This is a genomic window from Bacillus sp. KS1, from assembly GCF_020075515.1.
GTDB classification, from domain to species: domain Bacteria; phylum Bacillota; class Bacilli; order Bacillales; family Bacillaceae; genus Bacillus; species Bacillus velezensis.
Genome location: NZ_JACAWW010000012.1, coordinates 21,855 through 46,673 on the forward strand (window position 1 = coordinate 21,855; position 24,819 = coordinate 46,673).

At 44.2% G+C, this 24,819-nt stretch carries 30 protein-coding genes and 1 other annotated feature; all 30 genes read right to left on the minus strand.

Features of this window, described 5'->3' with window-relative positions; translation table 11 throughout:
• Positions 1-28 precede the first annotated feature (28 nt).
• The 30 genes from rplN to rae1 all read right to left on the minus strand — a co-directional run bounded on the left by rplN (position 29) and on the right by rae1 (position 24,819).
• Positions 29-397 carry a 50S ribosomal protein L14 gene (rplN, locus tag HWY38_RS05685; RefSeq protein ID WP_007410404.1) on the minus strand — a complete coding sequence of 123 codons (369 nt, stop codon included), beginning with the start codon at positions 395-397 and terminating at the stop codon, positions 29-31.
• A gap of 40 nt (positions 398-437) precedes the next feature.
• On the minus strand, positions 438-701 hold the full coding sequence (rpsQ, locus tag HWY38_RS05690) for a 30S ribosomal protein S17 (RefSeq protein ID WP_003156484.1): 264 nt from the start codon (positions 699-701) through the stop codon (positions 438-440).
• Positions 702-723: 22 nt separating this feature from the next.
• Positions 724-924 (minus strand): 50S ribosomal protein L29, encoded by a 201-nt coding sequence (rpmC, locus tag HWY38_RS05695; RefSeq protein WP_003156482.1) that lies wholly within the window; start codon positions 922-924, stop codon positions 724-726.
• Positions 914-1,348, minus strand: a complete 435-nt coding sequence (rplP, locus tag HWY38_RS05700) for a 50S ribosomal protein L16 (protein WP_003156478.1) — start codon at positions 1,346-1,348, stop codon at positions 914-916. Before rplP ends, rpmC begins: the two co-directional genes overlap by 11 nt.
• A gap of 1 nt (position 1,349) precedes the next feature.
• Complete coding sequence (rpsC, locus tag HWY38_RS05705; RefSeq protein ID WP_003156476.1) at positions 1,350-2,006, minus strand: 30S ribosomal protein S3; 657 nt, start codon at positions 2,004-2,006, stop codon at positions 1,350-1,352.
• Between the two features lie 3 nt (positions 2,007-2,009).
• Positions 2,010-2,351 (minus strand): 50S ribosomal protein L22, encoded by a 342-nt coding sequence (gene rplV, locus HWY38_RS05710; protein ID WP_003156475.1) that lies wholly within the window; start codon positions 2,349-2,351, stop codon positions 2,010-2,012.
• A 16-nt stretch (positions 2,352-2,367) separates the two neighbouring features.
• Positions 2,368-2,646 carry a 30S ribosomal protein S19 gene (rpsS, locus tag HWY38_RS05715; protein ID WP_003156472.1) on the minus strand — a complete coding sequence of 93 codons (279 nt, stop codon included), beginning with the start codon at positions 2,644-2,646 and terminating at the stop codon, positions 2,368-2,370.
• Between the two features lie 57 nt (positions 2,647-2,703).
• Positions 2,704-3,537, minus strand: coding sequence for a 50S ribosomal protein L2 (gene rplB / locus HWY38_RS05720; RefSeq protein WP_003156470.1), 834 nt, complete (start codon positions 3,535-3,537; stop codon positions 2,704-2,706).
• A 31-nt stretch (positions 3,538-3,568) separates the two neighbouring features.
• On the minus strand, positions 3,569-3,856 hold the full coding sequence (rplW, locus tag HWY38_RS05725; RefSeq protein WP_003156467.1) for a 50S ribosomal protein L23: 288 nt from the start codon (positions 3,854-3,856) through the stop codon (positions 3,569-3,571).
• Positions 3,856-4,479 carry a 50S ribosomal protein L4 gene (rplD, locus tag HWY38_RS05730; protein WP_007615239.1) on the minus strand — a complete coding sequence of 208 codons (624 nt, stop codon included), beginning with the start codon at positions 4,477-4,479 and terminating at the stop codon, positions 3,856-3,858. Before rplD ends, rplW begins: the two co-directional genes overlap by 1 nt.
• Before the next feature lie 27 nt (positions 4,480-4,506).
• Complete coding sequence (gene rplC, locus HWY38_RS05735; protein ID WP_007410402.1) at positions 4,507-5,136, minus strand: 50S ribosomal protein L3; 630 nt, start codon at positions 5,134-5,136, stop codon at positions 4,507-4,509.
• Positions 5,137-5,175: 39 nt separating this feature from the next.
• Positions 5,176-5,484: a 30S ribosomal protein S10 gene (rpsJ, locus tag HWY38_RS05740; RefSeq protein WP_003156464.1), complete on the minus strand. Its 309-nt coding sequence runs from the start codon at positions 5,482-5,484 to the stop codon at positions 5,176-5,178.
• 248 nt (positions 5,485-5,732) lie between these two features.
• On the minus strand, positions 5,733-6,698 hold the full coding sequence (locus tag HWY38_RS05745; RefSeq protein WP_224181434.1) for an alpha/beta fold hydrolase: 966 nt from the start codon (positions 6,696-6,698) through the stop codon (positions 5,733-5,735).
• A gap of 103 nt (positions 6,699-6,801) precedes the next feature.
• Positions 6,802-7,992 carry an elongation factor Tu gene (gene tuf, locus HWY38_RS05750; RefSeq protein WP_007410400.1) on the minus strand — a complete coding sequence of 397 codons (1,191 nt, stop codon included), beginning with the start codon at positions 7,990-7,992 and terminating at the stop codon, positions 6,802-6,804.
• Positions 7,993-8,111: 119 nt separating this feature from the next.
• On the minus strand, positions 8,112-10,190 hold the full coding sequence (gene fusA / locus HWY38_RS05755) for an elongation factor G (protein WP_007410399.1): 2,079 nt from the start codon (positions 10,188-10,190) through the stop codon (positions 8,112-8,114).
• 52 nt (positions 10,191-10,242) lie between these two features.
• On the minus strand, positions 10,243-10,713 hold the full coding sequence (gene rpsG, locus HWY38_RS05760) for a 30S ribosomal protein S7 (protein WP_003156447.1): 471 nt from the start codon (positions 10,711-10,713) through the stop codon (positions 10,243-10,245).
• 39 nt (positions 10,714-10,752) lie between these two features.
• Complete coding sequence (gene rpsL, locus HWY38_RS05765) at positions 10,753-11,169, minus strand: 30S ribosomal protein S12 (protein ID WP_003156445.1); 417 nt, start codon at positions 11,167-11,169, stop codon at positions 10,753-10,755.
• Between the two features lie 115 nt (positions 11,170-11,284).
• Positions 11,285-11,533: a 50S ribosomal protein L7ae-like protein gene (locus HWY38_RS05770; RefSeq protein ID WP_003156443.1), complete on the minus strand. Its 249-nt coding sequence runs from the start codon at positions 11,531-11,533 to the stop codon at positions 11,285-11,287.
• Between the two features lie 168 nt (positions 11,534-11,701).
• Positions 11,702-15,301, minus strand: coding sequence for a DNA-directed RNA polymerase subunit beta' (rpoC, locus tag HWY38_RS05775; RefSeq protein ID WP_007410398.1), 3,600 nt, complete (start codon positions 15,299-15,301; stop codon positions 11,702-11,704).
• Positions 15,302-15,363: 62 nt separating this feature from the next.
• Entirely contained in the window at positions 15,364-18,945 is a 3,582-nt protein-coding gene (gene rpoB / locus HWY38_RS05780; protein WP_003156440.1) for a DNA-directed RNA polymerase subunit beta, read from the minus strand.
• A 244-nt stretch (positions 18,946-19,189) separates the two neighbouring features.
• A complete protein-coding gene (locus HWY38_RS05785) occupies positions 19,190-19,795 on the minus strand; it encodes a class I SAM-dependent methyltransferase (RefSeq protein WP_072588725.1) in 606 nt (201 codons plus the stop codon).
• A gap of 91 nt (positions 19,796-19,886) precedes the next feature.
• On the minus strand, positions 19,887-20,258 hold the full coding sequence (gene rplL, locus HWY38_RS05790) for a 50S ribosomal protein L7/L12 (protein ID WP_003156436.1): 372 nt from the start codon (positions 20,256-20,258) through the stop codon (positions 19,887-19,889).
• Positions 20,259-20,299: 41 nt separating this feature from the next.
• Positions 20,300-20,800, minus strand: coding sequence for a 50S ribosomal protein L10 (gene rplJ / locus HWY38_RS05795; protein ID WP_007410396.1), 501 nt, complete (start codon positions 20,798-20,800; stop codon positions 20,300-20,302).
• A 63-nt stretch (positions 20,801-20,863) separates the two neighbouring features.
• Positions 20,864-21,006, minus strand: a sequence feature (ribosomal protein L10 leader region).
• Between the two features lie 48 nt (positions 21,007-21,054).
• Positions 21,055-21,753: a 50S ribosomal protein L1 gene (gene rplA, locus HWY38_RS05800; protein WP_003156431.1), complete on the minus strand. Its 699-nt coding sequence runs from the start codon at positions 21,751-21,753 to the stop codon at positions 21,055-21,057.
• 94 nt (positions 21,754-21,847) lie between these two features.
• The gene (gene rplK, locus HWY38_RS05805) at positions 21,848-22,273 is read right to left on the minus strand and encodes a 50S ribosomal protein L11 (protein WP_003156430.1); all 426 of its coding nucleotides are present in this window, start codon (positions 22,271-22,273) and stop codon (positions 21,848-21,850) included.
• A 167-nt stretch (positions 22,274-22,440) separates the two neighbouring features.
• Positions 22,441-22,974, minus strand: coding sequence for a transcription termination/antitermination protein NusG (gene nusG, locus HWY38_RS05810; RefSeq protein WP_003156423.1), 534 nt, complete (start codon positions 22,972-22,974; stop codon positions 22,441-22,443).
• A 166-nt stretch (positions 22,975-23,140) separates the two neighbouring features.
• Entirely contained in the window at positions 23,141-23,320 is a 180-nt protein-coding gene (gene secE, locus HWY38_RS05815; RefSeq protein ID WP_003156422.1) for a preprotein translocase subunit SecE, read from the minus strand.
• Between the two features lie 32 nt (positions 23,321-23,352).
• Positions 23,353-23,502: a 50S ribosomal protein L33 gene (rpmG, locus tag HWY38_RS05820; RefSeq protein ID WP_003156421.1), complete on the minus strand. Its 150-nt coding sequence runs from the start codon at positions 23,500-23,502 to the stop codon at positions 23,353-23,355.
• 85 nt (positions 23,503-23,587) lie between these two features.
• The gene (gene sigH / locus HWY38_RS05825; protein ID WP_003156415.1) at positions 23,588-24,244 is read right to left on the minus strand and encodes an RNA polymerase sporulation sigma factor SigH; all 657 of its coding nucleotides are present in this window, start codon (positions 24,242-24,244) and stop codon (positions 23,588-23,590) included.
• A 62-nt stretch (positions 24,245-24,306) separates the two neighbouring features.
• Complete coding sequence (gene rae1 / locus HWY38_RS05830) at positions 24,307-24,819, minus strand: ribosome-dependent mRNA decay endonuclease Rae1/YacP (RefSeq protein WP_003156414.1); 513 nt, start codon at positions 24,817-24,819, stop codon at positions 24,307-24,309.

Genomic DNA, 24,819 nt, shown 5'->3' on the forward strand with positions numbered 1-24,819 from the left:
CACCTCCTTGAGTAAGGCATTTATTTCATTAGATAACTTCTGGAGCCAGAGAAACAATTTTCATGAAGTTGTTTTCACGTAATTCACGGGCAACCGGTCCGAAGATACGAGTTCCACGCGGGCTCTTGTCGTCACGGATGATAACACATGCATTCTCATCGAAGCTGATGTATGATCCGTCAGTTCTGCGTGCTCCGCTCTTTGTGCGAACGATAACAGCTCTTACGACTTCACCTTTTTTGACAACGCCTCCTGGTGTTGCTTGTTTAACCGTGCAAACAATTACATCACCAATGTTAGCCGTTTTACGTCCAGAACCGCCAAGAACTTTAATAGTAAGTACCTCACGCGCACCGGAGTTGTCAGCAACTTTTAAACGAGTCTCTTGTTGAATCATTATTTGTTACCTCCCTTCGGAAAAAGAATTCCGAACTTTATTAGATAATAACAGCTTCTTCGACAACTTCTACTAGACGAAAACGCTTAGTTGCAGATAATGGACGAGTTTCCATGATCTTTACGATGTCTCCGATTTTAGCTTGGTTATTTTCATCATGTGCTTTGAATTTCTTCGAGTATTTTACGCGTTTACCGTAAATAGGATCCTTTTTGTATGTTTCAACAACAACAGTGATGGTTTTATCCATTTTGTCAGAAACAACACGGCCTTGGTAAACTTTGCGTTGGTTACGTTCGCTCATGCTCACGACCTCCCCTCAGTGATTATTTGTTGGCAGCAATTTCTCTTTCACGAATCACAGTTTTCATGCGCGCGATAGCTTTGCGCACTTCACGAATGCGAGCAGTATTTTCAAGTTGTCCTGTCGCTAATTGAAAGCGAAGATTGAAAAGTTCTTCTTTAAGAGACTTTACTTTTTGTTCAATTTCAGCAGTGGTAAGGTCACGAATTTCATTAGCTTTCATTTGATTCACCACCAATTTCTTCACGTTTTACGAACTTCGTTTTAATTGGCAATTTGTGAGATGCAAGACGAAGAGCTTCACGAGCTACCTCTTCAGACACACCAGAAATCTCAAATAAAACTTTGCCCGGTTTTACAACAGCTACCCAGCCTTCAGGAGCCCCTTTACCGGAACCCATCCGTACCTCAAGCGGTTTAGCAGTGTAAGGTTTTGAAGGGAAAATTTTAATCCAAACTTTACCGCCACGTTTCATGTAACGAGTCATCGCAATACGTGCAGCTTCGATTTGGCGGTTCGTGATCCAAGAAGCTTCAAGAGCCTGGATACCGTACTCACCAAAATGTACTTCAGTACCGCCTTTAGCGCGACCGCGCATTTTTCCGCGATGCTCTCTGCGATATTTAACGCGTTTTGGTAATAACATATTATTTTCCTCCTTCCTCAGTTTTCTTCTTAGTAGGAAGAACCTCTCCACGATAGATCCAGACTTTTACACCAAGCTTACCGTAAGTTGTGTCAGCTTCAGATGTTGCATAGTCGATGTCAGCACGTAAAGTGTGCAATGGAACAGTTCCTTCACTGTAGTATTCAGAACGAGCGATATCAGCTCCGCCAAGACGGCCGGAAACCATTGTTTTCACACCTTGTGCTCCAGCACGCATAGTGCGTTGGATTTGTTGTTTCTGCGCACGGCGGAAAGAAATACGGTTTTCTAGTTGACGAGCGATGTTGTCAGCTACAAGCTGAGCATCAAGATCTGCTCTTTTGATTTCAAGAATGTTAATGTGTACACGCTTGCCAGTAAGGCTGTTAAGGGCTTTACGAAGTGCTTCAACTTCAGATCCGCCTTTACCGATTACCATACCAGGCTTAGCAGTGTGGATCGTAATGTTAACGCGGTTTGCTGCGCGCTCGATTTCTACTTTAGAAACAGAAGCGTCAGAAAGGCGTTTGCTAATGAATTCACGAATTTTTAAATCTTCGTGCAGGAAGTCAGCGTAATCTTTACCAGCGTACCACTTAGATTCCCAATCACGAATGACTCCGATACGAAGACCGACTGGATTTACCTTTTGACCCACTACTTATCCCTCCTTCTTTTCTGATACAACGATTGTAATGTGGCTCGTACGTTTGTTGATTTGGCTCGCACGTCCCATAGCACGCGGGCGGAATCTTTTTAACGTTGGGCCTTCGTCAACAAATGCCTGAGAAATAACCAGATTGTTAGCGTCCATCTCGTAGTTGTGCTCAGCATTTGCGATAGCAGATTTTAAAACTTTTTCGATGATCGGAGAAGCAGCTCTCGGAGTTAAGTTCAGGATAGATACTGCTTCGCCTACTTGCTTACCTCGAATCAGGTCCATTACTAGACGTGCTTTACGAGGAGCAATACGGACTGTTCTTGCAACAGCTTTAGCTTGCATTTAAAAGCCTCCTCTCTTAGCGTCTTGTTTTTTTATCGTCACTGGCGTGGCCTTTGTAAGTACGAGTCGGTGCGAATTCGCCCAACTTGTGGCCTACCATGTCTTCAGAAATGAATACAGGCACGTGTTTACGTCCGTCATATACTGCGATAGTGTGACCGATAAATTGTGGGAAAATAGTTGAACGGCGAGACCAAGTTTTTACAACTTGTTTCTTGTCCGTTTCATTTAATTTCTCGATTTTTGTCATCAAGTGTCCATCGACAAATGGTCCTTTTTTCAAGCTGCGAGCCATTTTGGAACCTCCCTTCGTGATTGCACTACGGTCCGAAATGAACCGTAGACAACCCCGTTATTTATTTTTACGACGACGTACGATAAATTTATCAGATTTGTTCTTTTTCTTACGTGTCTTGAATCCAAGAGTCGGTTTGCCCCAAGGAGACATTGGTGATTTACGTCCGATTGGCGCGCGACCTTCACCACCACCGTGCGGGTGATCGTTAGGGTTCATTACAGAACCGCGGACTGTAGGGCGGATGCCTTTCCAGCGAGAGCGTCCTGCTTTACCAACGTTGATAAGTTCGTGCTGCTCGTTACCTACTTGACCGATAGAAGCGCGGCAAGCAGAAAGGATCATGCGAACTTCACCAGAGTTAAGACGTACAAGAACGTATTTGCCTTCTTTACCAAGAACCTGAGCAGATGTACCAGCTGAACGTACAAGCTGTCCGCCTTTACCAGGTTTTAATTCAATGTTATGCACAACTGTACCAACAGGGATGTTGATAAGCGGAAGTGCGTTACCTACTTTGATGTCAGCTTCAGGGCCGGACATGATTTCAGTACCTACTTGAATTCCTTTTGGTGCAAGAATGTAACGTTTTTCTCCGTCTACATAGTTGATTAGTGCAATGTTAGCTGAACGGTTTGGATCGTACTCAACTGTAGCAACGCGTCCAGGTATACCATCTTTATCGCGTTTGAAGTCGATAACACGGTATTGGCGTTTGTGTCCGCCACCTTGGTGACGTACAGTCAATTTACCTTGGTTGTTACGTCCGCCTTTTTTGTGAAGGGGCGCAAGCAAGGATTTTTCCGGCTGGTCAGTCGTGATTTCAGCAAAATCTGAAGTTGTCATGCCACGACGTCCGTTAGAGGTCGGTTTATACTTTTTAATCGCCATTTTGAATTTCCCTCCTTCTTTTTACAGATAATTAAGCTTCAAAAATTTCGATTTCTTTGCTGTCTGCAGTAAGTTTTACGATCGCTTTTCTGCGACGGCTAGTCATACCAGTGTAGCGGCCGACACGTTTTGATTTCCCTTTGTAGTTCATGATGTTGACTTTGTCAACTTTCACTCCAAAGATACTTTCAACTGCATCTTTCACTTCTGTTTTGTTAGCTCTTACATCAACTTCAAAAGTATATTTTTTTTCAGTCATTAAATCAGCAGAACGTTCAGTAATGACGGGGCGCTTAAGAACATCACGAGGATCTTTCATTATGCAAGCACCTCCTCTACTTTTTCAACCGCAGCTTTTGTAATCAGAAGCTTCTCGTGGTTGACAACGTCTAACACGTTGATTCCGTTAGCTTGAACAACTGTAACTCCAGGGATGTTGCGTGCAGAAAGAGATACTGCTTCGTTTGCATCCGCAGTTACGATTAAAGCTTTTTTCTCAACAGATAATCCTTTAAGGATAGCTGCCATTTCTTTTGTTTTAACCGTATCAAGAGTAAGATCTTCAAGAACAATAATGTTGTTGTCGTTCACTTTAGAAGACAATACTGATTTGATTGCCAAGCGGCGAACTTTTTTAGGTAATTTGTAAGAATAGCTGCGTGGTGTTGGGCCGAATACGACACCACCTCCGCGCCATTGCGGTGAACGGATTGAACCTTGACGGGCACGACCTGTACCTTTTTGACGCCATGGTTTGCGACCTCCGCCGCGTACTTCAGAACGATTTTTTACTTTGTGAGATCCTTGACGTAAGGAAGCTCTTTGCATAAGAATAGCGTCGAATACTACGCTCTCATTTGGCTCAATTCCAAATACAGACGCGTTTAATTCGATATCACCAGCAGTAGAACCGTTTTGGTTGTATAATGCTACTTTTGGCATGATCAATTTCCTCCTTTCCTAAGAGACTTATTTAGATTTAACAGCACTTTTAACAGTGATTAAAGTTTTTCTCGCACCAGGTACGTTACCTTTAATCAAAAGAAGATTGCGCTCAGCATCTACTTTTACGATTTCAAGGTTTTGGACAGTGATTTGATCTCCGCCCATGCGTCCAGGTAATAGTTTACCTTTGAATACACGGTTAGGATCTACAGGTCCCATTGAACCAGGACGACGGTGGTAGCGTGAACCGTGAGACATAGGTCCGCGAGATTGTCCGTGGCGCTTGATTGCACCTTGGAAACCTTTACCTTTAGATACTCCTGTTACATCTACGATTTCTCCTGCAGAGAAAATTTCAACCTTGACTTCCTGACCAATTTCATACGCATCCATATCCACGCCGCGTAATTCTTTAACGAAGCGCTTAGGAGCAGTTTCCGCTTTTGCAACGTGTCCTTTTTCCGGTTTGTTTGAAAGCTTTTCACGCTTATCGTCAAAACCAAGCTGGATCGCTTCATAGCCATCGTTTTCAGCTGTTTTCTTTTGAAGAACAACGTTTGGAGCTGCTTCAATAACAGTTACCGGGATAAGATCACCGTTCTCTGCGAATACTTGCGTCATACCAATTTTTCTTCCTAAGATTCCTTTGGTCATTCGTCACACCTCCTATTAAGATCATTCTATATTTTAGAATTAAAGTTTGATTTCGATATCGACACCAGATGGTAAGTCTAATCGCATGAGAGCATCAACAGTTTGTGGTGTTGGGTTCACAATGTCGATTAAACGTTTATGTGTACGCATTTCAAATTGCTCACGAGAATCTTTGTATTTGTGCACCGCACGAAGGATTGTGTAAACTGATTTTTCAGTTGGCAACGGAATCGGACCAGATACGCTGGCACCAGAACGTTTTGCCGTTTCAACAATCTTCTCTGCAGATTGATCAAGGATTCTATGATCATATGCTTTTAAACGAATACGAATTTTTTGTTTTGCCATTATTTTCCCTCCTTTTCGCCTACATCACGTTAGACAGTTCTCCGTGAGAAAAACCTGATCACCTTGCCATGGCAAAGCGGCCGGGTGTGTCAGCAACCTCTCACTTCATCGCAGTCAAAGACCAACATACACTATTATACAGAAAATAGACGCATGTTGCAAGGTTTATTTAAAGAACCTTGTGGTTTTCACACTTTGATTATTATACAGGTGATACCATGATTAATCAAGGATATGCCTGTTTTCTTTCAGAGATGGAACGATGCGAACCGGCTGACAACTTCGGCAAAGCGATCCGGTTCCTCCAAGTGAGGCGAATGGGCTGAGTTTTCAAACCAATGCCATTCTTTATACGGCGCATCAACCTTCTGATAATATTCATAAGACGTCGTCCCCGGGACCGTCAAATCGTATCTCCCTGACATAAAACAGCACGGTATTATAATAGAAGAAACTGATTCTCCGGCATCAAAGAAAATGAGATCCTCCCACAGGTGTTTCAGGCTGAACATTTGTCCCCGCGCGGCTAAGAAGCACCCTCTCACACCGTACGGTTCACCAAACAGCATTCGCCCCCCTGCTTTAAGAGCACCGATCGGATGATGGGTAAAGCCCCCTCCCCTCATCTCGATACAAAGCAGAAATAACGATCGCTGCAGCTGTTTCTCCCATGGAGGCGCTCCGATAAAGCTCAGCGTCTTTTCCAGCAGGAAATGTTTGCGTTGCCTGCTCCATTCCATCATCAGCCGGTAAGCTTCCATTTCTTCCTTTTGAATATTAACCACCTGACTGATACCGATATACGCATAATACAAATCAGGTCTTTCTTGAAGAACAGGAAGCGCCAGAACTGAACCCCACGAATAGCCGGCGATATATATTTTTTGCCTGCTGAATTGCTTACATAAGTGTTCGGTCAAATGAATGGTATCGGCTGTCAGCTGATTTAAAGTCATAGAGGAACCCGGAATTTCCTTTGAATAAGAGAGACCCGCCCCTCTCTGATCCCAGTTCACAACGGTGAAATGCTTTTCCAGCTTATTCTGGTATTTTCTCGCATAGCCGATTTGAGGCGTGCCGGGACCGCCGTGCAAAAATAAAAGCAGCGGATTACTCCTGTCATCACCATTAATCATAATGGTTTGTTCACTGCCATTAATCAGCAATTGCTGAAGCATTGAAATACGATTGGTTTTCTTGAAGTTATCGTTCATCGGTCTGCTCCTAAAATTTGTATACGTTCTATTATACATGGAATCAGCGGGGAAACAAAAAAACGAGGCCCCATAAGGGACCCCGCATTAATGAACGAGTCGATTACTCAGTGATTGTAGAAACAACGCCTGAACCAACTGTACGTCCGCCTTCACGAATAGAGAAACGAGTTCCTTCTTCGATAGCGATTGTAGAGATAAGTTCAACGATCATTTCAGTGTTATCTCCAGGCATAACCATTTCTACGCCTTCTGGAAGATTGATGATACCAGTTACGTCAGTTGTACGGAAGTAGAACTGAGGACGGTAGTTAGAGAAGAATGGAGTATGACGTCCACCCTCTTCTTTAGAAAGAACGTAAACTTCAGCTTTGAATTTGCTGTGTGGAGTGATTGTACCTGGTTTAGCAAGTACTTGTCCACGTTGGATATCTTCACGAGCTACACCGCGAAGAAGTGCACCGATGTTGTCTCCAGCTTCAGCGTAGTCAAGAAGCTTACGGAACATTTCAACACCTGTAACAGTTGTTTTGCTGTTTTCTTCTTGAAGACCGATGATTTCAACTTCGTCACCGACTTTAACTTGTCCGCGTTCTACACGGCCAGTAGCAACTGTACCACGACCAGTGATTGAGAATACGTCCTCAACTGGCATCATGAATGGTTTGTCAGTGTCGCGTTCTGGAGTTGGGATGTACTCATCAACTGCAGCCATAAGTTCAAGAATTTTTTCTTCGTACTCAGCGTCACCTTCAAGAGCTTTAAGAGCAGAACCTTTAACAACTGGTACATCATCACCAGGGAAGTCGTATTCGCTAAGAAGATCGCGAACTTCCATTTCAACAAGCTCAAGAAGCTCTTCGTCGTCTACCATGTCGCATTTGTTAAGGAATACTACGATGTATGGTACACCAACGTTTTTAGAAAGAAGGATGTGCTCACGAGTTTGTGGCATTGGGCCATCAGCAGCAGATACTACAAGGATAGCTCCGTCCATTTGCGCAGCACCAGTGATCATGTTTTTAACATAGTCAGCGTGTCCTGGGCAGTCAACGTGTGCATAGTGACGAGTGTCAGTTTCGTACTCAACGTGTGCAGTAGAGATTGTGATACCGCGCTCACGTTCTTCTGGAGCACCATCAATTTGATCGTACGCCATAGCTGTACCTTTACCAGATTTCTTATGAAGTACTGTTGAGATAGCAGCAGTTAATGTTGTTTTACCATGGTCAACGTGTCCAATTGTACCGATATTGGCATGTGATTTGGAACGGTCGAATTTTTCTTTAGCCATTCTAAAATCCTCCTTAAGAGCTTTTAATTAGTAATGTATAGAGTGATAGAAAGTGAAAGCAAGCTCTCACTTCCTCATCTTACAATAGTAGTTATACTTGAGTTAAGTGGCAAAATCAATTATTCGCCTTTATTTTTTTTGATAATTTCTTCAGCGATGCTCTTCGGCACTTCTTCGTAGTGATCCATGAACATTGTGAACGTACCGCGTCCTTGCGTGTTAGAACGAAGGGCAGTAGCGTAACCGAACATTTCAGCAAGAGGTACCATCGCACGCACAACTTGAGCGTTACCGCGAGCTTCCATACCTTCTACGCGTCCGCGACGAGAAGTAACATCACCCATGATGTCTCCCATGTATTCTTCAGGAATAACAACTTCAACTTTCATGATTGGTTCAAGAAGAACTGGGTTACATTTGCTGACTGCATTTTTCAATGCCATAGAAGCAGCGACTTTAAACGCCATTTCGTTTGAGTCAACATCATGGTAAGATCCATCAAAAAGTTTCGCCTTGATGTCGATTAGCGGGAATCCGGCTAGGACACCATTTTCAAGAGAGTCTTCAAGACCTGCTTGTACGGCTGGGATGTATTCACGAGGAACAACACCACCGACGATTGCGTTTTCGAATTCAAAGCCAGCGCCTTCTTCGTTCGGTTCAAATTCGATCCAAACGTGACCGAACTGACCGCGTCCGCCTGATTGACGTACGAATTTACCTTCAACTTTTGCACCGGTACGGAATGTCTCACGGTACGCAACTTGAGGAGCACCAACGTTAGCTTCAACTTTGAACTCACGCTTCATACGATCAACAATGATATCAAGGTGAAGCTCACCCATACCAGAGATGATTGTTTGACCCGTTTCAGGGTTAGTTTGTGTACGGAATGTAGGATCTTCTTCAGCAAGTTTAGCTAAAGCGATACCCATTTTATCTTGGTCAGCTTTTGATTTAGGCTCAATCGCTACGTCGATAACAGGCTCTGGGAATTCCATTGATTCAAGGATTACAAGATCCTTCTCATCACATAGAGTATCTCCAGTAGAAGTATCTTTTAGACCTACAGCAGCTGCGATGTCTCCAGCGTATACAGTAGAGATCTCTTCACGGCTGTTAGCGTGCATTTGAAGGATACGTCCTACGCGCTCACGCTTGCCTTTTGTAGAGTTCTTTACATATGAACCGGAATCAAGTGTACCGGAATATACGCGGAAGAATGTCAGCTTACCGACATAAGGGTCAGTCATAACTTTAAATGCAAGTGCAGAGAATGGCTCTTCATCAGAAGAATGACGAACGATCTCTTCATCTGTGTCAGGACGTACACCTTTGATTGCAGCAACATCAGTTGGCGCAGGAAGGTAGTCAAGAACAGCATCAAGTACAAGCTGAACACCTTTGTTTTTGAAAGCAGAACCAACAAGTACAGGGTAGAATTCAACATTCAGTGTACCTTTACGGATAGCAGCTTTCAGTTCAGGGATAGTGATTTCTTCACCTTCAAGGTACTTTTCCATAAGCTCTTCATCAAGCTCAGCTACAGCTTCAATCAGGCTGCTGCGAAGCTCTTCAGCTTGTTCTTTGTACTCTTCAGGGATTTCTTTCGCATCTGAACGAGTTCCAAGGTCATCTTCGTAGAAATACGCAACGTTTTCTACTAAGTCGATGATACCTTCGAAGTTGTCTTCAGCGCCGATCGGCAATTGAATTGCGTGAGCGTTAGCTTGAAGACGGTCTCTTAAAGTGCCTACAGAGTAAAGGAAGTCTGCGCCGATTTTGTCCATTTTGTTGACAAATACAACACGCGGTACTCCGTAAGTTGTTGCTTGGCGCCATACTGTTTCTGTCTGAGGCTCAACACCTGATTGAGCATCAAGTACGGCAACCGCACCATCAAGTACACGGAGTGAACGTTCAACTTCAACTGTGAAGTCTACGTGTCCCGGTGTATCGATGATGTTTACACGGTAACCTTTCCACTGTGCAGTCGTTGCTGCAGAAGTGATTGTGATACCGCGTTCTTGTTCCTGCTCCATCCAGTCCATTTGCGAAGCACCTTCGTGAGTTTCGCCAATTTTGTGGATACGGCCTGTGTAGAACAAGATCCGTTCTGTAGTAGTCGTTTTACCGGCATCGATGTGAGCCATGATCCCGATATTACGAGTTTTTTCTAAGGAGAACTCTCTTGCCATTGGGTAATTTCTCCTTCCTTATTAGGGAATTATTATTTTGATTATATGAATCCTACCAGCGGTAGTGAGCAAATGCTTTGTTCGCTTCTGCCATCTTGTGAGTGTCTTCACGTTTCTTAACGGCAGCACCAGTGTTGTTTGCTGCATCAAGAATTTCGTTAGCCAGGCGCTCTTCCATTGTTTTTTCTCCGCGAAGACGCGCATAGTTAACCAACCAGCGAAGACCAAGAGTTGTACGGCGTTCAGGACGAACTTCTACAGGCACTTGGTAGTTAGCTCCACCTACACGGCGTGCTTTTACTTCAAGTACAGGCATGATGTTTTTCAATGCTTGTTCGAAAACCTCCATTGCATCATTGCCAGTGCGTTCTTTAATGATATCGAATGACTTGTATAGGATTGTTTGAGATTTACCTTTTTTACCGTCGATCATCATTTTGTTGATCAGGCGGGATACCAGCTTAGAGTTGTAAAGCGGATCAGGTAAAACATCTCTTTTTGCTACAGGACCTTTACGTGGCATCTGAATATCCTCCCTTCATAGTTTTAATGATTTATTTGATTACTTTGCTTTAGGACGTTTCGTACCGTATTTAGAACGGCCTTGCGCACGGTTTTCAACTCCGGCAGTATCAAGCGCGCCACGAACGATGTGGTAGCGTACCCCCGGTAAGTCTTTTACACGTCCGCCGCGGATCAGTACAACGCTGTGCTCTTGCAGGTTGTGACCGATACCAGGAATGTAGGCAGTAACCTCGATTCCGTTAGTCAAACGAACACGAGCATATTTACGAAGTGCTGAGTTCGGTTTTTTCGGTGTCATTGTACCCACACGAGTACATACCCCGCGTTTTTGTGGAGAAGATACGTTAGTGTGCTCTTTTTTAAAGCTGTTGTATCCTTTGTTTAGTGCAGGTGACTTTGAGTTTTCAACTTTGCTCACGCGTCCCTTGCGAATTAGCTGATTAATTGTAGGCATGTTGTGTTCCTCCCTTCATTACGTTTTATAACCCACATACCCAGGTGGTTCATCATTAGGCAAAAAACAATGTCTTTACACAAGAATGATATCTTATATAAAAACAAAAAGTACGCTATAACATAATGGCAACAGCTGCTGCTCCCACTTCAATTCCGCAGGCTTTGCCGAGCTTTTTCATGGAATCCACCATACAGACAGCGGTATTTTGGTTCTTTGCAAGCTGGATAACGCCAGCTGTAAGAACTGAATCCGCGTCTTTTGCCACGACGACTTCCTTCACTGAACCTCGTTTTAGAGCTTTCACTGTTTGCTTCGTACCAATAATAATTGATTTGGCCTGTGATACTTTATCATAAGACATAAACATATCCTCCAAAGTAACAGGTTTTATTTCGAGCACCTTGGTTATATTATCACTCTGCGGGACGGATGTCAACAATGTATGACATTTTTTAGTGCAGTCCCCCGCCAGAATAATTGTAATACTGAGGAAAAGCTGTCGAAACAGCCTTTCCTGCAGCAGTTTCTATTATTCAGCCGGAACCATATCTTCCGAAGGCTGAACGTTTGAAACAGGTTTTACTTTTCTGTAATTCATCATACCGGTACCGGCCGGAACCAGTTTACCGATGATAACATTCTCTTTCAGGCCGAGAAGTTCATCGCGCTTGCCTTTAATCGCAGCATCTGTAAGAACGCGTGTTGTTTCTTGGAATGATGCGGCAGACAAGAATGAATCCGTCTCGAGTGAAGCTTTTGTGATACCGAGAAGGACAGGACGGCCTGTAGCAGGTCGATTGCCTTCAAGCAACACTTTTTTGTTCGCTTCTGTAAATTGGTGAATATCAAGCAATGTGCCAGGGAGAACATCAGTATCTCCGGCATCGATCACACGGACTTTGCGAAGCATCTGGCGAACCATTACTTCTACGTGTTTATCGCCGATTTCAACCCCCTGCATACGGTAAACCTTCTGAACCTCATGCAGAAGATATTCCTGAACCGTTGTCAGGTCAGTGACTTTAAGAAGTTCTTTCGGATCGATAGAACCTTCTGTCAGCACTTGACCGCGGGTAATCTGATCACCCTCAGCCACTTTCAGGCGTGAGTTGTAAGGTGCCGTGTATGAACGTGTCTCAACAGCGCCCTGAACAACAATCTCCTGCTGTTTGTCGCGGACTTCATTGATTTCGGCAATTGTACCGTCAATCTCAGAAATCGTCGCTTGACCTTTCGGATTACGCGCTTCGAAAAGCTCTTGGATACGCGGAAGACCTTGTGTGATATCGTCTCCGGCAACCCCGCCTGTGTGGAACGTACGCATTGTTAACTGTGTTCCAGGCTCACCGATAGATTGAGCGGCGATAATACCTACTGCTTCGCCGACTTCAACATCAGTTCCGGTTGCAAGGTTACGTCCGTAGCATCGTTTACATACACCATGAGGAGTGTTACATGTGAACGCGGAACGGATCCACACTTCTTCGATTCCGGCTTCAACGATTTCCAGCGCTTTATCTTCATCGATCAATTCATTTTCGTTAATGAGCACAGCACCCGTTTCAGGATGTTTGATCTGTTTTCTGGCGAAACGTCCGATCAGACGCTCTTCCAGACGCTCGATGATTTCCGTGCCTTCTTTGAGCGGTTTTGCAAGAATACCGCGGTCTGTTCCGCAATCTGTTTCACGAATGATAACATCCTGCGCAACATCAACAAGACGGCGTGTAAGGTAACCTGAGTCAGCTGTTTTCAGGGCGGTATCGGCAAGACCTTTACGCGCACCGTGAGTGGAGATAAAGTACTCCAATACTGTCAGACCTTCACGGAAACTTGATTTAATCGGCAATTCAATGATTCGTCCAGCCGGGTTGGCCATCAGACCGCGCATACCCGCAAGCTGTGTAAAGTTAGATGCGTTACCACGGGCTCCTGAGTCACTCATCATGTAGATCGGGTTGACTTCGTCTAATGATTTCATCAGTTTGCCTTGGATAACATCTTTCGCTGAACTCCAAATTGAAATGACTCTTTCATAACGTTCTTCTTCGGTGATTAAACCGCGTCTGAACTGTTTCAGGACATTATCAACTTTGCTTTGTGCTTCTTCAAGGATTTCCTGTTTATCATCGAGAACGACGATATCAGAAACCCCTACTGTGATGCCGGCTTTCGTTGAATATCTGAAACCGAGGTTTTTCATGCGGTCAAGCATTTTAGACGTTTCCGTGATATGGAATCGTTTAAAGATTTCCGCGATGATTTTACCGAGAATGCCTTTTTTAAACGGTGCGTTGATCGGCTGTTCAGCAATCACAGCTTTTACGTCAGCACCTTTATCTAAGAAGAAACGGTCAGGTGTCTTCTCTTCAATGTTGCTCTTCGTTGGTTCATTCATGTAAGGGAATGATTCCGGAAGAATTTCATTGAAGACGAGCTTACCGACAGTTGTAATTAACAATTTTGAACGCTGTTCTTCAGTAAAAGTCACATTCTTAAGGGAGTTCGCTGCAACAGCTACTCTCGTATGAAGGTGAACATAACCGTTTTGATAAGCAAGAAGCGCTTCGTCCGTATTTTTGAAAACCATACCCTCGCCGACTGCTCCGGCGCGCTCAAGCGTCAGGTAGTAGTTTCCTAATACCATATCCTGAGACGGCGTAACAACCGGTTTACCATCTTTAGGGTTCAAGATGTTTTGGGCCGCAAGCATCAGAATGCGCGCCTCAGCTTGAGCCTCAGCTGATAAAGGTACGTGAACGGCCATTTGGTCACCGTCAAAGTCAGCGTTATAAGCTGTACATACTAACGGGTGAAGACGGATGGCGCGTCCTTCAACAAGCGTCGGTTCGAAAGCCTGGATACCTAATCTGTGAAGAGTAGGGGCACGGTTCAGTAAGACCGGATGCTCCTTAATGACAGATTCAAGTACATCCCATACTTCAGGCTGCACGCGTTCGATTTTGCGTTTTGCGCTCTTGATATTGTGAGCAAGGCCTTTTTCAACAAGCTCTTTCATGACGAAAGGCTTGAAGAGCTCAAGCGCCATTTCCTTCGGCAAACCGCACTGATACATTTTCAGATGCGGACCTACGACGATAACGGAACGGCCCGAGTAGTCTACACGTTTACCGAGAAGGTTCTGACGGAAACGCCCTTGTTTCCCTTTCAGCATATGAGAAAGAGATTTAAGCGGACGGTTACCCGGTCCGGTAACCGGACGGCCGCGGCGTCCGTTGTCAATCAGAGCGTCGACTGCTTCCTGAAGCATACGTTTTTCGTTCTGAACGATGATGCTTGGCGCGCCGAGGTCTAACAGACGTTTTAAACGGTTATTACGGTTGATGACACGACGGTAAAGGTCGTTCAGGTCAGACGTTGCGAAACGTCCGCCGTCAAGCTGAACCATCGGTCTTAATTCAGGCGGAATAACCGGAAGCACGTCGAGGATCATCCAAGACGGCTTGTTTCCTGAATTACGGAAGGCTTCAAGCACTTCAAGGCGTTTGATCGCACGTGTACGGCGCTGCCCTTGAGATGTCTTCAGCTCTTCTTTTAACATATCAACTTCTTTGACCAGGTCGATGTCCTGCAGAAGTTTATTAATGGCTTCCGCACCCATAGAGGCTTGGAATTTGTTTCCGTACTTATCCAGATACGCACGGTATTCCTTTTCAGATAAAAGCTGTTTCTTTTCGAGCGGTGTATTGGCCGGGTCAGTTACGACGTAAGAAGCAAAGTAAATAACTTCTTCCAGCGCACGCGGTGACATATCCAATACAAGACCCATACGGCTCGGAATACCTTTGAAATACCAAATGTGAGAAACCGGGGCAGCCAGTTCAATATGCCCCATTCTCTCACGACGGACTTTAGCCCGCGTTACTTCAACTCCGCAACGGTCACAAACTACGCCTTTATAACGAACCCGCTTGTACTTGCCGCAATGACATTCCCAGTCCTTAGTCGGTCCGAAAATGCGTTCGCAGAACAGGCCGTCCTTTTCAGGTTTCAATGTACGATAGTTTATCGTTTCAGGCTTTTTCACTTCACCAAAAGACCATGAACGGATTTTATCCGGTGAAGCAAGACCGATGTTCATATACTCAAAATTGTTCACATCTAGCAAGGGGCCTACCTCCCTTTTTATCTTCGGATTAACCGATGTCACTTGCCTTTATCAATCAGAGACTATTCTTTCGTTACTGCGTCACGTTCAACGTCTGGAGATGCTGTTTCTTCCGGCGCTTCATCACCTGATAATGCAAGGCCGTCAGCTTGTTTCGCATCTTCCTCGTCTTCTAGATCTCTCATTTCTATTTCTTCTTCATCGCCTGAAAGGATTTTCACGTCCATACCTAAGCTTTGAAGCTCTTTGATCAATACTTTGAATGATTCCGGAACACCAGGCTCTGGAACATTGTCGCCTTTGACGATGGCTTCATATGTTTTCACACGTCCGACCACGTCATCGGACTTCACAGTCAGGATTTCTTGAAGCGTGTAAGCTGCGCCGTAAGCTTCAAGCGCCCAAACCTCCATCTCACCGAAACGCTGTCCGCCGAATTGGGCTTTACCGCCGAGAGGCTGCTGCGTAACAAGTGAGTAAGGACCTGTAGAACGGGCATGAAGTTTATCATCAACCATGTGCGCCAGTTTGATCATGTACATGATTCCGACAGATACACGGTTGTCAAACGGTTCTCCCGTACGGCCGTCATAAAGAACTGTTTTAGCGTCTCTTGACATGCCTGCTTCTTCAAGTGTTTCCCACACATCTTCTTCACGCGCGCCGTCAAATACAGGTGACGCGATGTGAATGCCGAGGTAGCGGGCAGCCATACCCATGTGAAGTTCTAATACCTGACCGATATTCATACGTGATGGTACACCCAGCGGGTTAAGCATGATATCGATCGGCGTGCCGTCAGGAAGGTAAGGCATATCTTCTTCAGGAAGAATCTTCGAGATAACCCCTTTGTTTCCGTGACGTCCGGCCATTTTATCACCTTCAGAAATCTTACGTTTCTGAACGATATATACGCGTACAAGCTGGTTCACTCCCGGAGGAAGTTCGTCGCCGTCTTCACGGTTGAAGACTTTTACGTCGTGGATAATTCCGCCGCCGCCGTGAGGCACACGGAGAGAAGTATCACGGACTTCACGCGCTTTTTCTCCAAAGATCGCATGCAGAAGGCGTTCTTCAGCCGTAAGCTCAGTTACACCTTTAGGCGTTACTTTACCTACGAGAAGGTCTCCGTCGTTGACTTCCGCACCAATACGGATAATTCCGCGGTCATCAAGATTGCGAAGCGCGTCTTCCCCTACGTTTGGAATATCGCGGGTGATCTCTTCAGGCCCAAGCTTTGTATCACGTGCTTCTGATTCATATTCTTCAATGTGAATAGATGTGTATACATCATCTTTCACAAGGCGTTCACTCATGATGATGGCATCCTCATAGTTGTAACCATCCCATGTCATGAAGCCGACCATTACGTTACGGCCGAGAGCAAGTTCGCCAAGCTCCATTGAAGGTCCGTCAGCAAGGATTTCTCCTTTGACTACTTCATCGCCGACACTGACGATCGGACGCTGGTTGTAGCACGTACCTTGGTTGGAGCGGACAAATTTCAGCAAGCTGTACTTATCCAGGTTGCCTTTTACTTTTTGGCCGTCAATTTCTTCATAGCGGCGCACCCATACGTTTTTCGCTTCCACCCGTTCAACGATACCAGGGTGTTTACAAATAACGGCTGCACCGGAGTCTTTACCGGATACGTATTCCATACCCGTTCCGACGATCGGAGCTTCCGGCTGCATCAAAGGCACAGCCTGACGCTGCATGTTCGCTCCCATGAGGGCGCGGTTCGAGTCATCGTTTTCCAAGAACGGAATACATGCTGTCGCAGCAGAAACAACCTGTTTAGGAGAAACGTCCATGTAATCCACGCGGTTGCGGGCTACAACGGTGTTTTCCCCTCTGAAACGCGCTACGATGCTGTCATCCAAGAAAGAACCGTCATCGCTCAGCTTAGCATTCGCTTGGGCTACGACATAGTTATCCTCTTCATCAGCAGTCAGGTAGTCGATTCTAGGCGTTACTTTTCCTGTTTCAGGATCAACGCGGCGGTATGGTGTCTCAATGAAACCAAAGCGGTTTACTTTCGCAAATGATGACAATGAGTTGATCAAACCGATGTTCGGGCCCTCAGGCGTTTCAATCGGACACATACGGCCATAGTGAGAGTAGTGAACGTCACGTACTTCCATACCTGCGCGCTCACGTGTCAAACCGCCCGGTCCGAGAGCTGACAGACGGCGTTTGTGCGTCAATTCAGCAAGCGGGTTCGTCTGATCCATGAATTGAGAAAGCTGTGAGCTTCCGAAGAACTCTTTAATAGACGCAATAACAGGTCTGATGTTAATCAGCTGCTGCGGCGTAATTGTATTTGTGTCTTGAATAGACATTCTTTCACGTACGACACGTTCCATCCGGCTTAAACCGATACGGAATTGGTTTTGCAGGAGCTCACCTACAGAACGCAGACGGCGGTTTCCGAGATGGTCGATATCATCAGTGTCGCCCACTCCGTGCAGGAGGTTGAAGAAGTAGCTGATAGAAGAAATAATATCAGCAGGCGTAATGTTTTTAATCGCTTCTTCGATGTAAGCATTGCCGATCACATTGATCGTCTGCTCTCCTTCTGCATCGGTAGGAGCATAGATTTTAATGGATTGAAGCATCACTTCATCCTCGACAACGCCGCCATTAGGATAAAGTTTTCTGAAGCCGATTCCATTTTCTAAGTATGGCAGTACTTTATCAAGTGTTCTTCTGTCAAGAATCTGCCCTTTTTCAGCGAGAATTTCACCGGTTTCCGGATCCACCAGTGTTTCTGCAAGGCGCTGGTTAAACAGGCGGTTCTTGATATGAAGCTTTTTATTAATTTTATAGCGTCCTACATTCGCAAGGTCGTATCGCTTCGGATCGAAGAAACGGGAATCCAGCAAGCTTTTTGCGTTTTCTACTGTAGGCGGCTCTCCGGGACGAAGGCGCTCATAGATTTCAAGAAGCGCTTTGTCACTGTTTTCAGTGTTGTCCTTATCCAGTGTATTGCGGAGATATTCGTTCTCACCAATGAGATCGAGAATCTCTTGGTCGGAACCGAAGCCGAGAGCACGCAAAAGAACCGTAACCGGCAACTTACGTGTGCGATCAATGCGGACATACACAACATCTTTCGCATCAGTTTCGTATTCTAACCATGCGCCACGGTTTGGAATGACAGTCGCGGTAAAACCTTTTTTACCGTTTTTGTCTACTTTACCACTGAAATATACACTTGGAGACCGAACAAGCTGAGATACGATAACACGTTCTGCACCGTTGATGATAAAAGTACCGGTATCTGTCATAATAGGGAAATCACCCATGAAGACATCCTGGTCTTTTACCTCTCCAGTTTCTTTGTTAATTAAACGAACCTTCACTCTCAGCGGAGCTGAGTAAGTCACATCACGTTCTTTTGACTCTTCAACGGGATACTTAGGATCTCCTAAACTGTAGTCAATGAACTCTAGAGAGAGGTTACCAGTGAAATCCTCAATTGGTGATATGTCTTGAAACATCTCTCTAAGACCCTCATCAAGAAACCACTGATAAGAAGAGGTTTGAATTTCAATGAGATTTGGTAATTCTAACACTTCGCTAATGCGAGCATAGCTTCTGCGCTGGCGGTGTCGTCCATACTGAACTAGTTGACCTGTCAACTGATTCACCCCTCAAATCATGCGTATTATATGTGTAATAAGCATCTCTTACGATAAAGAAATACTTTTACAAGACAAAAGAAAAAAGGGTTTCTAATTAAGAAAACCACATCCAAAAACAAATACCGATTTTATTAGCATTTCCATGTTTGTATAATTTATACATGCACTATGATTATTTCAGCATATCATGCAAAATATATACATTGGCATTTTACAATATTAACATAGCTGAAAATTCAAGTCAAACTTTTTTTGCTTTTATGATATAATAGCCTTTCTTTTTTTGAACCACAGAAACTTCGTCAAAAAGCTCCTTCAGTTTTTCAATGGCAGAAGGCCCGCCCTGTTTTTTCTGTATAACGATCCACAATTCACCTGAAGCCCTTAAATGCTCAGCGCTTTTTTCAAAAATGGCATGGACAACTTTTTTTCCGGCGCGGATTGGGGGGTTTGTAAAAATAGAAGCAAATGTTTGAGCAGAATCAATATTTGAAAATAAATCACTCTGATAAATCCGAACGTTTTTTATTCCGTTTTTTTCTGCATTTTCATTTGACAGCTCTACGGCTCTTTCATTCACGTCAATCATGTGCACGGTCCGGTCTGTAAATGCACCGGCGAGCGACAGACCGATCGGGCCGTAACCGCAGCCTGCATCCAGGAAGTCACCATCGATCTCCGGCTCTTCAAACGCTTCAATTAAGACGCGCGAACCAAAATCAACTTCCTTTTTCGAGAAAACGCCGCTGTCACTTGTGAATGTATAAGATCTGTTCCGCAGTGTAAATGACCATGTCTGTTTATCGCTTTTAACTGAAGGTTTTTCTGAATAATAGTGATCACTCATTATTAGAACCTCCTTTTTTAATGGCACTTAAAGAAAAGCAAAGAAAAAGCCCGCCTCATAAAAGCGAGCTTCCCCTACAGGCAAGTGAAGATTACTTAACTTCTACAGAAGCGCCAACTTCTTCAAGTTTAGCTTTAAGCTCTTCAGCTTCTTCTTTCGCAATACCTTCTTTAAGTGGTTTTGGAGTGTTGTCAACAAGTTCTTTAGCTTCTTTCAAGCCAAGACCAGTGATTTCACGAACAACTTTGATAACTTTGATTTTCTGAGAACCTGCACCAGCAAGGATAAGGTCGAATTCGCTTTGCTCTTCAGCAGCGCCGCCAGCAGCAGCTCCGCCAGCTACAGCTACAGGAGCAGCAGCAGTTACGCCAAATTCTTCTTCGATTGCTTTTACTAGGTCGTTCAATTCAAGTACAGTTGCTTCTTTAACGGAAGCAATGATTTCTTCGATATTTAAAGCCATTTGAAATTCCTCCATTTGTTTTATTTTAGGGTAAAATCAGATTAAGCGCCTTGTTCTTCCTTTTGGTCTGCAACTGCTTTAGCTGCAAGTGCAAGGTTGCGAACTGGAGCTTGAAGTACGCTAAGCAACATAGAAAGTAAGCCATCGCGTGAAGGAAGTTCAGCAAGAGCTTTCACTTCTTCAACAGAAGATACTTTTCCTTCGATAACGCCCGCTTTGATTTCCAGAGCTTCGTGATTTTTCGCGAACTCGTTAAGAACTTTTGCCGGAGCGATAACATCTTCAGTACTGAATGCGATCGCATTCGGTCCAGTTAAGACATCATTCAAACCATCAAGTTCAGCTTGTTCAACCGCACGGCGAGTCATTGTGTTTTTGTACACTTTGAACTCTACGTTAGCTTCGCGAAGCTGTTTTCGGAGTTCAGTTACTTCAGAAACGTTAAGTCCGCGGTAGTCAACGATGATCGTTGATTTGCTTTCTTTCAGTTTAGAAGCAATCTCTTCAACAACAACTTTTTTTGTATCAATTGCGCTGCTCATGGTTACACCTCCTGTAGATTTTGTGTAACACTTATACCGCTAGGTGATCACGACTGTGACGACGATTTCATATAAAAAGCCTCCATGTGGACATGGAGGCTGTATATACAAGCATACGTAACGTAATAGCTGTGATATATATACACCTCGGCAGGATATTAAGCCTTAACGGCCCCTGCTGTCTACGGTATAAATGACATATTATATTTTACAACATTTTGAATCATATCAGAATGCTGATCTAAAGTCAAATATTATTTTACGTTGAAAGTAGAAGCGTCTACTTTGACACCAGGGCCCATAGTAGAAGTAACGGCAACGTTTTTCACGTAAACACCTTTAGCCGCAGCCGGTTTTGCTTTCAGGATTGTATCATACATTGTTGTGAAGTTCTCAACAAGTTTTTCATCCTCGAAAGAAACTTTTCCGATCGGAACATGGATGTTACCAGCTTTGTCAACGCGGTATTCTACTTTACCAGCTTTGATTTCGCCGATTGCTTTTTCTACTTCGAATGTAACAGTTCCTGTTTTAGGGTTTGGCATAAGACCTTTTGGTCCAAGCACACGGCCGATTTTACCGACTTCACCCATCATGTCAGGAGTCGCAACGATTACATCGAATTCGAACCAGCCTTGCTGGATTTTCGCGATGTAATCAGAATCGCCAACGTAGTCTGCACCGGCAGCTTCAGCTTCTTTTGCTTTTTCGCCTTTAGCGAATACAAGCACGCGCTGAGTTTTACCAGTTCCGTTAGGAAGTACAACTGCACCGCGGATTTGCTGATCGTTTTTACGAGGGTCAACCCCTAAACGAAAAGCAACTTCAACTGTAGCGTCGAATTTAGCTGTGTTTGTTTTTTTAGTAAGCGCCACTGCTTCAGCGACGTCGTAAGCTTTCGCACGGTCTACAAGCTTCGCAGCTTCAACGTACTTTTTACCTTTTTTAGCCATTTTAAAATTTCCTCCTTATGTGGTTATAGCGGAATAACCTCCCACGAATAAGGGTTGCGAACTTGTGAAAACTCGCAACCCGACAAGAAACAAATTAATCCTCGATAACGATACCCATACTGCGGGCAGTACCTTCAACCATGCGCATTGCCGCTTCAACGTCTGCTGCGTTTAAGTCAGGCATTTTCGTTTCAGCGATTTCGCGAACCTTATCGCGCTTAACGGTTGCCACTTTATTACGGTTTGGTTCACCAGAACCAGACTCAATTCCAGCTGCTTTTTTAAGCAATACTGCAGCAGGCGGAGTTTTTGTAATAAATGTAAATGAACGGTCTTCGTAAACCGAAATTTCAACAGGAATGATTAAACCAGCTTGGTCAGCTGTACGAGCGTTAAACTCCTTACAGAATCCCATGATATTTACACCGGCTTGACCTAGTGCAGGTCCAACTGGCGGCGCTGGGTTAGCTTTTCCAGCAGGAATTTGCAATTTTACAACTTTTACTACTTTTTTAGCCACGAGACACACCTCCTTAAGTCCGTGATGTGGTAATAGGGTAAACCCTCCCACTCAAGGTTTCATTCTTTATATGAATGACGAAATATCAAGCTAGCTGCCTTGGATTAGTCCAAGACGTACCTTTGCTATATTATCATTAATATATAGCAATTTCAAGTTTTTTCACATTACAATTTGTCGATCTGGGTAAATTCCAGTTCAACCGGCGTTTCACGGCCGAACATGTTAACGAATACTTTCACTTTGCTCTTATCATAATCAATCTCTTCAATTGATCCTGTAAAGTTGGCGAAAGGTCCGTCTATGACTTTGACTGTCTCATTCAATTCAAAATCAATGTCGGTTTTCCGCTCATCCATGCCCATGCGTTTTAAGATGGTTTCCGCTTCGCCAGGAAGAAGCGGAGTCGGCTTTGAGCCTGAACCGGCTGATCCGACGAATCCGGTAACGCCCGGCGTGTTGCGGACCACATACCAGGAATCATCAGTCATGACGATTTCAACAAGCACATAACCCGGGAACACTTTCTTTTTAACTACTTTTTTCTTGCCGTTCTTAATATCAGTCTCTTCTTCTTCAGGGACGACAACGCGGAAAATTTTATCCTGCATTCCCATTGATTCCACACGTTTTTCAAGGTTTGCTTTTACTTTGTTTTCATAACCGGAATACGTATGAACAACATACCAATTCTTTTCCATTCTATCAGGACTCTGCAGTCCTTCCCTCCCCGCATTTAAAAATGAAGTGTAAAACAAAAAATAGGCTCAGGGCCTATGAATCCTTTTTCAACAACACAATAAAAAACCCGCTGAACGGGTTTTGGCAAACGATATTATGATCTATTATAGCACGTATTGCTGATCATTATTCAACTATTAAACGAATTAATTGAGAAATTCCTGTATCAAGGAGGGCAAAAAAGATAACAAAAAAGATAACCGTTGAAATCACCGTGATCGTATAGCGCGTTAACTCTTTGCCTTTAGGCCAGCTAACCTTTTTCATTTCTTTCCCAACATCTTTAAAGAAACTCATCATGCGCATGTAAAAGACCTCCACAATTTAAAAAGCGAACACTATTTTGTTTCTAAATGAGCTGTATGTGAATTGCAAGTGCTGCAGTACTTCTTAACTTCTAACCGCTCAGCCGCTGATGCAGAGCTTTTCATTGTCGTATAATTACGATTTCCGCATGTTTTGCATGCCAGCGTAATCTTTTTTCTCATGTCGTTACACCTTTTCCTAAACATTCATTTATCTTAATAAAATAGCACAGTCAGAAAAATTCTGTCAATATGACACAGAAACCTGCTACAGGCTGATCTCTCTTATTTCTAAATACTTTTCAAGCTTGCGCTTCACGCGCTGCAGGGCATTATCGATTGATTTTACGTGTCGGTTTAAGTCATCTGAAATCTCTTGGTAACTTCTTCCGTCCAAGTACAAAACAAGCACCTTTCTCTCCAGATCGCTCAGCAGTTCTCCCATTTTCATTTCGATATCATCAAATTCTTCCTGATTAATAATCATCTCTTCAGGATTTAACGTTTTAGCGCCTGAAATGACATCAAGCAGTGTTCTGTCAGATTCTTCATCAAAAATAGGTTTGTCTAAAGAAACATAGGAATTTAAAGGAATGTGTTTCTGACGGGTAGCTGTCTTTATTGCGGTAATAATCTGGCGGGTAATGCATAATTCTGCAAAAGCTTTAAATGAAGTAAGCTTGTCCTCTCTAAAGTCTCGGATAGACTTATATAAGCCTATCATCCCTTCCTGTACAATATCTTCTCTGTCGGCCCCTATTAAAAAATAAGACCTTGCTTTCGCCCGTACAAAATTACGGTACTTCGTAATCAAGTAATCTAACGCATCACTATCCCCAACATGAACCTTTTCAATGACCTGCTCGTCCTCCAACTGGCAAAATTGCACTTTGTTGAACTTTCCCTTGCTGTTCTGTAGATTCACTGCGATCCCCCCGGCGCACGTAGATAGAAATATTATACATTAATGGGCGAAAAAGCGTCAACCTAATCCAGACCGCCTCGGCGCCACTTTTCAAACGTTTTCAAAACCTCTTCGGACAGCTCGATTTTACCCGGTGGTTTTTCAGAAGTGATCTTTGAAACCCGCCTTTGAATCCGGCGTTCTATCGTATCCACTTCCCTCAGGAGCTCCCGGGCGGATTTACGGAGAGCCCCTTGTCCGAAAATCGCCCACTGCTCCGTATAATCGGAGGTTGCGACATGAATCTGTGTCGCAATATTATTCAGCGCCTGGGCAAGCTTCTCGATCCGCTCATCCGCCGTTTCATTCTCCCGTGTGAAAATCACTTCGACTCTGTGATTCGTTTGTTTTTTCTCTATGCCTTTTACCAGGTGTGCGTCAAACACCACAATGACTCTGATTCCCGTGTAGGACTGATATTCCGCCATCTTCTGGATCAGTACATCTCTCGCTTCTTCAAAACTGTTCGCTTTTAAATCCTTTAGCTGCGGCCAAGCTCCAATCATGTTGTATCCGTCTACTAACAGGATGTCCAT